The 11,723-nt window shown below is 32.2% G+C and carries 9 protein-coding genes; all 9 read right to left on the reverse strand.

The window, feature by feature from the left end:
* Window positions 1-74: 74 nt before the first annotated feature.
* The 9 genes from HRU80_15415 to HRU80_15455 all read right to left on the reverse strand — a co-directional run bounded on the left by HRU80_15415 (window position 75) and on the right by HRU80_15455 (window position 11,554).
* Window positions 75-1,166 (reverse strand): glycosyltransferase family 2 protein, encoded by a 1,092-nt coding sequence (locus HRU80_15415; GenBank protein ID QOJ30186.1) that lies wholly within the window; start codon window positions 1,164-1,166, stop codon window positions 75-77.
* Window positions 1,167-1,171: 5 nt separating this feature from the next.
* Entirely contained in the window at window positions 1,172-1,870 is a 699-nt protein-coding gene (locus HRU80_15420) for a class I SAM-dependent methyltransferase (protein QOJ30187.1), read from the reverse strand.
* Entirely contained in the window at window positions 1,867-2,958 is a 1,092-nt protein-coding gene (locus HRU80_15425; protein QOJ30188.1) for a glycosyltransferase, read from the reverse strand. Before HRU80_15425 ends, HRU80_15420 begins: the two co-directional genes overlap by 4 nt.
* Complete coding sequence (locus HRU80_15430; GenBank protein QOJ30189.1) at window positions 2,955-3,818, reverse strand: DUF1792 domain-containing protein; 864 nt, start codon at window positions 3,816-3,818, stop codon at window positions 2,955-2,957. The genes HRU80_15425 and HRU80_15430 overlap by 4 nt, the downstream gene beginning before the upstream one ends.
* Window positions 3,819-4,716: 898 nt before the next feature.
* Window positions 4,717-6,597, reverse strand: a complete 1,881-nt coding sequence (asnB, locus tag HRU80_15435) for an asparagine synthase (glutamine-hydrolyzing) (GenBank protein ID QOJ30190.1) — start codon at window positions 6,595-6,597, stop codon at window positions 4,717-4,719.
* A 7-nt stretch (window positions 6,598-6,604) separates the two neighbouring features.
* Window positions 6,605-7,714 carry a hypothetical protein gene (locus tag HRU80_15440; protein ID QOJ30191.1) on the reverse strand — a complete coding sequence of 370 codons (1,110 nt, stop codon included), beginning with the start codon at window positions 7,712-7,714 and terminating at the stop codon, window positions 6,605-6,607.
* Between the two features lie 59 nt (window positions 7,715-7,773).
* Window positions 7,774-9,012 carry a glycosyltransferase gene (locus tag HRU80_15445; GenBank protein ID QOJ30192.1) on the reverse strand — a complete coding sequence of 413 codons (1,239 nt, stop codon included), beginning with the start codon at window positions 9,010-9,012 and terminating at the stop codon, window positions 7,774-7,776.
* Window positions 9,009-10,277 (reverse strand): glycosyltransferase, encoded by a 1,269-nt coding sequence (locus HRU80_15450; protein QOJ30193.1) that lies wholly within the window; start codon window positions 10,275-10,277, stop codon window positions 9,009-9,011. Before HRU80_15450 ends, HRU80_15445 begins: the two co-directional genes overlap by 4 nt.
* Window positions 10,274-11,554, reverse strand: a complete 1,281-nt coding sequence (locus HRU80_15455) for a hypothetical protein (GenBank protein QOJ30194.1) — start codon at window positions 11,552-11,554, stop codon at window positions 10,274-10,276. Before HRU80_15455 ends, HRU80_15450 begins: the two co-directional genes overlap by 4 nt.
* Window positions 11,555-11,723 lie beyond the last annotated feature (169 nt).

Below are 11,723 nucleotides of genomic sequence, written 5' to 3' on the forward strand. Positions count from 1 at the left end.
AGATACAATAGGAAAAATATTTATAAATTCCATTAGATTTTATAAATCTTCTTTTTTATCTACTAATTTTTTAATCACGAGAAGAAAATAAATATAGACGAGATGCTGCTTTTCAAAGAATTAAGTCTTCTGTATATATAAGTCAATATAATTAAAGGTAGCGGCTTTCGGTTTTTTGCAAATAAGAAAAAAATCTTCCAAACTACTGGTAGATATCTTAAACTTAATCTAGAAATACACTCTTTATAAAGATTATCATTCAATATCTTATTAAGATCTCCTATTTTTTTTGCTAAAGATGCTTCGTATCTTGAACTTGTTATAGTCAAGCAATTATTTATTATCCACAAAGAAAATCTATTTCGTAATGCTGTTTCATACTCTTCATTTAAATTCTTCTCCAATACAAATCCATAAATATAACTATATAGACTTTTTAATCTCACATACAAGGTGTTAGAATGATGCTTTGTTAGAGAATTAGGATTATACATCCTGTAGTGACTGAAATATTTGTTTAAATACACTATCCTGTGAGCATAGAAAAATGCTTGAATGTTAAAAAAAACATCTTCACTCCCAACTTCCTGAGTTGGTAAAAATGTTAAATTATTTTGGAATATAATATCACGTTTGTATAATTTACCCCATGCTGAAATAAACGCATCAGTTTTTGTGGGAGTTTTTAATTCTTCCTTAATTAATCCAAACATTCTTCTCCTTAAAATCTCCAATTTACTACCCTCAAATAGAATAGATTCATCTAAAGTAGAAATTGCAGGAACTTTCACACTTCTATTTTTATACTCTTTAATACGAGACCAAAAAACTATATCACAATGATATTTTTTTATTACTGAGTTAGCCTCACTTAATGTATTAATATTTAGATAGTCATCGGAATCTACAAAAGCAATATAATCACCCTTTGCAAGTGTTAAACCAACATTTCGCGCAGCAGACAATCCACTATTTAGTTGGTGGACAACAATTATGCGTTCATCTAGAACTGCAAATGAATCACAAATAGCAGAAGATCCATCCTTGGAACCATCATCAATAAGAATTATTTCAATATTCTTAAAAGTTTGATTTATTATACTTTCTATGCATTCATTAAGATAGTTTTCAACATTATATACAGGGACAATTACACTAATCAACATAATAATTAAGTATTTGTTATAGAACGAAACAATATTTTGAGATGTCTTTTAATTGCATTTTTATCCTTAGGATTAGATATAACTTTTAAGAGTTCAGGGTGTATAATATCTATTGGTAGCTTAACATTATTAGTAATATTGTTGGATTCAATAGCTTTTTTAAATAGTACAGTATTCTGACGGTACCACCAAAATATAGATTCATCGTCCCAGATAATAGGTCTGATGGTATCATGACATTCATATCCATTTTTATTAAACTCTTTAATCCAATAAGATAATGGCTTTTCGTTTAGATGATGATCGCCTCCTTGGAAGGGGACTGCTGCAGAAAAGAGAATTGTATTACTCAACGAACACAAATCCTTAATAAAACTTTCTGCTCTTTCGCTTGATAAATGTTCAGCAACTTCTAATGAGATTGCTAAATCGAATGTTTTGTTTAGTTGTATATTTTTCTCTAAATCTAGTTCAAGAAATTCATCTTTACTAATATTCTCAAATAGTAAATCTTTTTTACACCAATTACCATCAATACCCAGTATTTGATTTACACCCATCTCCTTAAAAACGCGAAGAAAGGTACCTAAACCACATCCTACATCAACTACAGATTGACAATTTATCTGTGGTAATATATGATTGACTATTCTACGCGGCGATTCTAAGTTGTGTTTTTCAATCGTATGTGTATATTTTGTCATATAGAACTTCTATTTTTATCGTCATTAATTATTTTTACTAATTTATTTGATATACTATCAATTGATAATTTATCCATAATATCCATTGCTTTTTCACCAATTTTTCTTCTAATCTCATCGTTTTTAATTAAAAAATCTAACTTATACGTCATTTCATTTATATCTCCATCTGGTACTATATACCCGTTATATTTATCAATTATGATATCTCTCGGGCCAGCTATGAAATCGAATGCTACACAACAACAACCAGCTGCCATAGCCTCAGCAAGTGCGTTAGGGAACCCTTCACTCCGTGACGACATTACGAAGATTCCTGATCGAGCGAAATATAGGTCAATATTGTTTGTCTTTCTCAGAAATTTAACACGATGCTTAATTTTTAGTGCTACTGCAATTTCATTAAGTTTTTTATCATCATCGTCATCGTCGCCACCTACTATAAGTAATTCCCAATCTTTGTTCTCCAAAAGTGAAAAAACGTTCAATAATATATCAAAACCTTTCAAATAATCTTTAATTCGGCCAACTGCCAATATCATTTTTTCCCTCTTTATTTCAGGAAATGTTTTAACGTCCCGTATTGCATTAGGCAATATATGAATTTTTGAATTCCGGTAATATAATTTGTGTGATTCAGCCGCTATTTTCGTTTGTGATAACACGCCCTCTGGTGGCCTTAACCAAAACGCTAATTTGCAAAAGATATTAACATGATATGGCCATCTGTATAATGGACTTGATCTCTCTGATATGTATAAAGGAATTCTGGATCCTAAAAGAGCTATCGCTGTAATAGCACTATATAGTTTAACAAAAGCTATAACCTGATCTGGCTTGTATATATATATATTTTTTTTTATCCAGACCACTGATTTGAACAAATTTATTGATTTCTTGTTAAAATTTTCTGGCTCTAAAAGAATGATTTCAGAATTCAATTGAAAAAAGTGAGGTCTTTTAAAGATTGTCAATAATATAACTTCATATCCTGCATTAGATAGACCATTGGCAATGTTTGCAGAAGCTCTTTCTACTCCTCCCATGGCTAAACATGTTGTGACAAAAATAATTCTATTCTTTTTCAAATAATTTTTTTGATAATTTGTGAATCATACTTCTCATCAGCAATATCTTCGACATCCCTACCTCCGCTTGCTTCACTTGTATATTTTCCAATTATTTTGGTTTTTTTTGTTACTCTTGCTAATAACCATTCATATTCAATATCAACATTCCCAACATCAATTGCTCTTCTTCCATTTAATGCCAAAGAATAAGCCAATGCAGTGGCGGTCGGACCTAAGGCGAGAAGTGTAATTTTATTTTGGCCATACTTCATTGCTGCCGCAAATAACTCATCAAACCTATCAAAAGCATCGTGCTTAGGTGCGAGAATCCTTGAAACAGAGTTGGCGTTATTAAAGAGATTATTCCCCACACCAAGCCTTGACTTCTCACCTTCAATTAAAAGAACATCTAAATTGTTCCAAATTTTTCTTATTTTATTAATGTATTGTTCTGAACGAGATTTATCCTTTACCTCAATATAAAATCTTGTAAAACTTGCATTAAAGTATCTTTTACCAGGTTTTAATAGTTTACTTACCCTTGGGTATGTCCATGCAATATGACTACGCCATACAATTTTACTCTTAAAAGTGAGATTGTTTAGTGAATGATAACCACTTGGCAGACCAATTAACAAACCAGAGATATTTGAAGAAAGTGCAAGTTTCAATATCTCTGATAATCGTTCGTTATAAGATTGAAATGGTAGATTCAATTTGTCAACCATATACAAAAATTCACCATCTCCGAATCTTGCAATACTGGATTTATAATGGATTAAATTATCAAGAGTTTCATCTATCGATGCTACCTGGGGTAGTGACCATTTTCGTATCACAAGCGGATAAAGAACTAAAGCAAATAAATACTTTAGCATTTTTCGCAATGGCCTGAAAAGGGGACCATAGCGCACTGTTTTTAGAGAATAGAACTTAAAACTTATATTCAAAATTATTGTGGCTATATTGGTTATGGGTAATTTAAGTTTTCGTTATAAAATCAAGTCTTATCTGTATAAAATTTAATATTACACTTAATTTCTACAGTCATCAACTATATTAGTGTTTGAAAAAAATCCTGAATGCAGCAAATTAAATGATTCTTTAGAATTGTTTAATATAATTAACTTTTAATCTTTTTTTGTTATAATGAATATAATGTAATAAAATTTCTACTTGGTAATTTTCATTGAGACCAAAGAAGTTTCTTTTTTTCATTATTGCTAAAGACTTCGAATAAAGCATTAATTTTTCATTAATTTGCACCTAGTTAGGAGAGGATTTAACATGAGTCAGTTAGGTAAATTTAATAAACTAATTGAAGTCTTTGTTTTAAGTATACGAACCATTGCCTAAAAAGATCTTTGGTCACTATACTGATATTATTCTCTGGTTCGTTGCATGATAAATTTGACTTCAAAATCAAACAAATGAGTTCTTAGTTCATAAGGTTGGATTTACTTGCTGTAATTATAATTAGCTAAAATCAGAAAAAGGAAATTTCTTCTGAAATTGATATACATAATATCACATACTATTCTTGATGTGGTATGTAAAATTAATAGTAAGGTGGAGATATATAAGATTATATCTATTTCTTTTCTGTAACTCTACTTTAAGAGAAATTGTTAATTATTTGATAAAAAACCATTGTGACGATTTGACCATACCTTCATAGGGAGACAGCAAACAAAATATTGAATTCCAAATTCATATAGATTATTAACTGAACAAATTTACAATTTTGTAAAATATTAAAAACGAATAAATAGATTTTTACGAAAAATATTCGCGATGCCACATTTCAAAAATCATAAGTCTCCAAATGACTGAAGGGTATCTAAAACTACCAGCAATGAACTGCTTTTTAATTTTTTGTACATATTCAAGGTTGAAATACTTATCCTTTTTTGTATTTTCAGTTCCCAAATAGTCTTCTAACAAAAATTTTAAGTCTGTCTTTAGCCACTGATATATTGGTAAATCAAAACCAACTTTAGGACGATCCATCATTTTCTTTGGTAAATACTTATAAACGATTTCCCTTAATGGTCTTTTACTTAACATACCATTATTTTTGTAACTAAAAGGCAGTGAGGCAGCGAAAGCCATTAGATTATTATCTAATAAAGGTTCACGTCCTTCAAGTGAAAACGCCATAGTTGCTCTATCTGTCTTTACTAAAAGTAAATTTCTAAAAATATCTTCAAATCCCAGGATGAATAAATCATCTAGGGTTTCTGACAATTTTACATTTCTACGATTATGTGGTATAATATTTCCGGGATTCAAGAGTAGGTTATTAATGATTCCTTCAGGCAATCCACTTTTTAGAATGTGAAATTGATAAATTTGGTCCAAATTCTGTGATAAAAGAGTTTTACTAAGTCCATTTAGCTTTTTATAATAGAAATTTTCATGATCTATAAAATGTCTTGCAACTAACTCTGCACCTATTCCAATAGCTTTTTTAAAGGGTATATTTTTCATGCGATTAAATAAGGCTGGCGTTGTCTTAAATCCATCATAACCACCAAATAACTCATCTCCACCATCCCCTGTTATCGCAACTTTAACTTCACGTCTTGACAACTTGCTAACCAACATAGTCGGAATACAAGAGATATCAGCAATTGGATCATCGTAGAATTTCGCTAATTCCGGAATCAGTTCCATTGCATCTTTTAGACAACAATCATAAGTAGTATGATCAGTACCTAAGTAATTTGCAATTGTTTCAGCATCTTTTGATTCATCAACTCCGTCAGAGAATCCAATCGTAAAGGTCTTAACTTTATCAGTTCTTTCTTTTTGTAGCATCGCAGTAAGTAAAGAACTATCCAAACCACTACTCAAAAAGACACCAATCTGTACATCAGAAACCATTCGCAATTCACAGGATTGTTGTATTAGTAATTCAACTTCCTCCACTGCGTCTTCAAAACTACCAGAATACTTTTTCATTTCAAACAACTCTGAAAATGACCAGTATTCTAATATTGATATTTCGTTATTCTCCAGGTTAAATATCGTCCAAGCTCCAGCCTGTGCCTTAAAAACATCTTTCAATATCGTACTATCATTGGTCACATATCCATAATTAAGGAATGTTTTGAGGCTGTTCTTATCAACCCTTGCGTCAAAGCCGATAGTGTTAAAAAAAATCTTCAACTCAGAACCAAATATAAGCAACCCCTCACCCTTGTACCAATACAATGGTTTCACACCCGCACGATCTCTACATAAATAGATCTGCGACATAATAGAATCATAAATTGCAAAAGCGTACATACCTCTAAATTTATCGACGCAACGCAGACCCCAAGCGTGGAAGCTTTTTAATACCACTTCTGTATCAGTCGAAGATATAAAGTTGTATCCCATCCCAATCAATTCTTTTTGAATTGTCCTGAAGTTATAAATCTCGCCGTTCAGCACAATCGTAAGATGCATGAATCTCATAGGTTGTTTCCCAGACTCTGACAGATCGAGAATTGAAAGTCTTGTATGGGCAAGCCCGACTTCACCAAATGAATTCATATCATAAAAAGTACCGTTGCCATCCGGCCCGCGATGTGAAAGCACCTTAACATACTTTTCAAGCTGCTGAACACCAAAATTGCATTTACGGTTATAATATCCACTAATTCCACACATATTGTCCTTAAATAATCTCGCTTAGTTCATCCGAAAATAAAAATTCCACATCGGGGAAGTTAATAATTAATTTTTCTAAAAGAGCATTAAACAAATAGAGATTTCTTTTCCTTTGATCTTCGTTCAACCCGCCTACAAAATTCAATCTATGCATAGATATGACAGCGGGAAGATTAAACAGAAAAGCATATTTTACAATGCTAAAAGTCTTTTGAACCCAATCAATATTTTCAGAATAAGCTGGTTCAAAATGAGCTATCCGAACCAAATAATTAAGACCGGAAGCTTTATTCACCTCTCCAAGATAATGAAATATTTTATGATAGTTCATTTGATTTGGCTTAAGTTGAAATAAAGACGTCTGAAGGCTGGTAATCCCACTCTCTTTAAACACCATTTCTAATTCCGGATTCCAGACATACCGAGGTGCCACTAATGTTTTAGAAGGATATCCAAATAACTCCTTAAACATATTTAGACCATCGCGAATACTGTTTTCAACAAAATTTCTCTGCTTTTCGTTTTCATATTCAAAAGCCGCCATCAAATTAACCCGATGATTATTACTCATCTTTACATCTATTGCATAACAACCTAATTCAAATGCTTTTAGAAAAGACGGATTCCTTTTTCTCAGTTGTGCTAACCATAAAGGTACATTAATATGCTCTCTGCAATGAAACTGAGGTTTAATCCAATCACCTTCTATCAATTGTTGAACTTTACGCCATACTTTGTCTGATTTGTCTCTTTCGGTATAACAATCAACGAATCTCTTATAATGATAGTTTTCATATTCATTTTTATTAATGAAATTAAAATCGGGATTAGTTAAAACAAAATTTGGTGTGAGTTTTACTTTTTTCCCATGTTTCTTTTCAATTTCAATTAGCAGTTCCTCAAGCAAGACCAGGTCATCATAACTTTCGAGTGTGTCAAACTTAAGATGTGGATTGGACTCCATATCCAGCCCAAAAGCAATTAATTGGCTCCGAACATCAATATTTGGAACCCGCTGACTTCCCCAATCATCTGATTGGATAACAACAATTTTTCTATCACTTTTATGCCCATACATAAAAGAACGTAATAAGCTTATTTTAGTCTTAAAGCTCAATGTTTATTAAAGACATCCAAAAAAATTAAAAAAGTTAACTATATGTAGTGGATTATGCCTTAACACGTAGTACTTACACCATCGTACATTTTCTCAAAAAATTCAAGTAATAATCCACTCTGATGTGTTTTGTTGAAGTATTGCCCAGCAATTTTCCGCCCCAGGACACCCACCTTTTTAGCTTCATCATAATTATTCAAGGCGCGACTCATTGCCTCAGCAAATGAGTCTATTGAACCAGGTTCAGCAAAATAAACTGACTCTCCATTTTTTAAATAATTGGGAATCTCTCCTACACTTGTGGCGCATACAGGTTTGCCGGTTGCCAGATATTCTCCCAATTTCGTTGGGAATCCACCCCGAGCTTGTTTTGAATCAGGTCTTGGTAAAACAAGTAAATCGGCATTATCTATGATTGCCGGTATTTGATCCCTGGAGTACTCACCTGTCCAAATCACACGATTCTCAAGAGACAGCCGTTTTATTAATTCTAAATGGCCAGGGGTATCATAATGTTTTGGACCTACGAGATATAAGGTGTGCTCGGGGATAGTATGTTGAATTTTCGAAAAGGCATTAATTAGGATATCAACTCCATCCTTTGCGTTATTCATTATCCCAACGAAGGCAATATAAGGTTTTTTAAAGTATTGAAGAGGCTCGGAATTTTTCTTAAATCTATCGAGATCAACAGTCATTGGCAAATGTAACAATCTTGGCTGTGGAGGAATAAATCTTAAATAATGGTTGAATAATGCAACCGTCATTAGTGCAATTCCATCGAAGCAATAAAAAGCTTTTTTCTCAAAAAATATCTTTGTTATTCGGGCTTTCCATCTTTGAAAGAAGTTGCTGATATTATACTCATGGATATCAAGGTATTCGCTCATTTCTAAGAATAATTTAAGATTTGATATGTTTCTTTTCTTTAGCTTTACTGCAACCCGAAAGCTTACTAAACTCGAGTCAAACCATAAAATGTTTTTTCCCACATTAAAGTAGTTTGTGATTCTCCTTACTAAACAATCAACAATAAAAACATCACCCAAATATCCGATAAATCGTTTTTTCCAAAATCCTTGTATTGTCATTAAATTCAAGTAAACATAATCGATTCCCTTTACTCTACCTGAAATACCCATGGTTCTCTTTTCTTCAGATGAACTATAGCCCCCATATATACATATTTGAACTTCAAGTCCACTATCCCCCAAGGGTTCGATCAATGAACGAAGTCTATTTGCAGAAGCCGTATTCTGTAAAAATATATTTTGCCAACAGAAAACAAGAATTTTCAAATGGATTTATCTTCCAGAATTTTAGAATAAATAGCAAGATACTGATTAGTTACGGTTTGCTTATCATGCCTTTTAAGGGAGCTTTCCCTTGCTTTTATTCCATATTCTTTTGCCATTTGTGTATTTTGTATCATTTCAATGACCGCTCCGGCCATTGCCCATGGATCACCATCTTGTATAAGAATTCCTTCTTCTTGGTCTTTCAAAATTGAACTTGTACCTCCAGCAAATGTACTTATACAGGGCATTCCCAGAATCATCGCTTCTGACAAGTTATTTGGACTATTTTCAATATGAGAAGTCATTATGAATATATGTGATTCGAGAAGATTTTCAATAAGTTCCTCCTGATTCAGTGTGCCAAGCAGTTTTAATCCTTTTTGCGGATATTCAGCACCCAAGAATTTTTTTGTTATTTTATTAATTAAACTTTCATCTGTAATTCCGGCAAACCTCCATTCTACATCAAAACCTTTAGCAATAAGTAATTTTAATGCGTGAGCCCCGGTTTCGAATCCCTTATAATAACTATTACCAGTAACTGACATAATTATCAGTTTCCCCCCCCTGTACATGTTATTCCAACATTTGTTATAGAAGCTGTCCCGCAATATTTCACCACCCCTGTAATAAACACTTTCTGGAGATAATATTCTTGACACCCTTCTATCCCAATCTGTTCTGCCTATTAGATGTTTTATGAACTTCATCCGGGATTGTTCTATATCCGCCATTTTTTTATATTGATTCATGTTCTTCTTAAAGTTGCTTCTGCCAAAAAGAATTCCTCTTAAACTCAATTGCAAATCGCCCTCAGACAAGTATTTTCCATGAAATCCCGAGAGATATTTATGATAGATAACATTAATATTTCCCTGAAATGATACCACCACTGGGATTTCGGTTTTTTCGATAATTCCCAAGAATGAATTTTCGGTTCCATGAATATGAATGATATCAGGCTTAAGAAAATTAATTATGTTCAAATATTTTAAAGTATATTCCAAATCATAAACAACATTAAAAAATCTCTTTCTTAATGCTTCAATAATTATATTTCCTGTATAAATTGGAAAATAACTAGTTTTCTCCACTGCAAATTCTCTTTTTTTGTATGGGTAATGAAAAGCCACAGACAAATCAATATGATTCTGCAATTCTTTATTTAGTGAATAAATCCAACCTCCAGTTCCTTTAATCTGAAAGCCCTCATTGAGGTATTCAGAACCAAGGGCTGGCGAGTTTGAAAACCATAGTACTTTCATTTATTATTTACATTAGTTTGAAAGTATTTTGAATATAAGATGCCTAAAAAGCCCATACTTATAAGTGAGAATTCGGGTAGCAATTGAAAAGTACCTGCTAATGTTAAAACAATAGTTGTAATAATAGACATCAGTGAAAATGCTAACAGTAAAGGAGCATGCCCAGGCAAAACAAAAAAGGAACGTGTCCTGAGAACAATGGATATTAATAAATAGACGAGAATACCTCCTGCAACTATACCATAGATTCGAATAAGTTCAATAATTGTTGAATGAGAACCAAAGTCAACATTTTGCCACTGATTGGTAGAAAGAAAGGCAGTGATCTTTGGAATAGCCGGATCCGGTAATATTGGCTTAAGAAATAAGATCTGTTCTATGCCGCCAGCCCAGTAAGGCGCACGATCCCAGAAAAGTTTAAAGGAGAACCTATCAATAAATTCATTTAGATTTTTAATGCTTTCAAAACTATCTGGTATATAAGCAAATGAAACACCACCATACTTTATTACCCCGATGGCGATGACTCCGACAATTAATAAAAAAGAGTTTAATCCAAGCGATTTGATCAATAGTTCTTTCTTATTTTTATAATATAAAACTGTAAATAGAGATACCAAAAAGATAATTAATATTACCGTAAACGTTAAATTCTTAGGATCAGAAAATAGAATAAATATTCCATAGATTGCGGGTAAGATTAGAGAACCGGGAATAGACTTTCTTAAACCAAGAGAAATTAGCAAACTCGCACTTACAACACTGAAGGCAAATTGAACCCTATGGTAATCAGTATCAAAAAGGTTACCAGACAGACTCAATACAAATAGCGAAAAATAGATTGAATAAAGTACTCTGTTGTCAACAGTTTTGCTGATCAAAACTCCATAAAAAAAAGCGAAAAATGACAAATAATATCCTATATAACTTACGGCAATTGGAATATATTCACCCATCACCAATACTTTATAGATTGCCAACCAAACAAATATTGGCGATAGATATATTAAGTAATTTAACGGTTTGTTTAGTTTTTTGTGTTTAAACGCATTATAATTTATTATTGACAAACCTATTATCGACAAAGAAATAACAAGCATTATTGTGGTAGCAGAAGCAGCATGCAAAATTAACGCTGGTAAATATTTTGCATCAGTACTAAAAACCATCCAAATAACATAAGGCATTATTAAAATGATAAAAAATTCTCCGGTACTGGGATACAAGAACAAGACGGACAACAATCCAATAATGGTATGTAAAACTATTTTCCCCAATTTATATCTCGCAAAAATGACCCGCTGAATAGTTAAATGAAATTATCATTACTTATTTATAAGTTAATACTAAAATAAATCTTTAATGCCAACTGCGCACAGAAAATTATGTGTTCATAGATAGATAGGATCTTTGTAATAATCCAGTCGAAGTTAAATTCTAAATAGT

The organism is Ignavibacteriales bacterium (genome assembly GCA_015709675.1).
In the GTDB taxonomy this organism is placed as follows: Bacteria; Bacteroidota; Ignavibacteria; order Ignavibacteriales; family Ignavibacteriaceae; genus H2-BAC3.

Coding starts and splice junctions, on each gene's coding strand:
- HRU80_15430 (QOJ30189.1), bottom strand. CDS start 3,818: ATGCTAAAGTATTTATTTGCTTTAGTTCTTTATCCGCTTGTGATACGA.
- HRU80_15450 (QOJ30193.1), bottom strand. CDS start 10,277: ATGAAAGTACTATGGTTTTCAAACTCGCCAGCCCTTGGTTCTGAATAC.
- HRU80_15420 (QOJ30187.1), bottom strand. CDS start 1,870: ATGACAAAATATACACATACGATTGAAAAACACAACTTAGAATCGCCG.
- HRU80_15415 (QOJ30186.1), bottom strand. CDS start 1,166: ATGTTGATTAGTGTAATTGTCCCTGTATATAATGTTGAAAACTATCTT.
- asnB (QOJ30190.1), bottom strand. CDS start 6,597: ATGTGTGGAATTAGTGGATATTATAACCGTAAATGCAATTTTGGTGTT.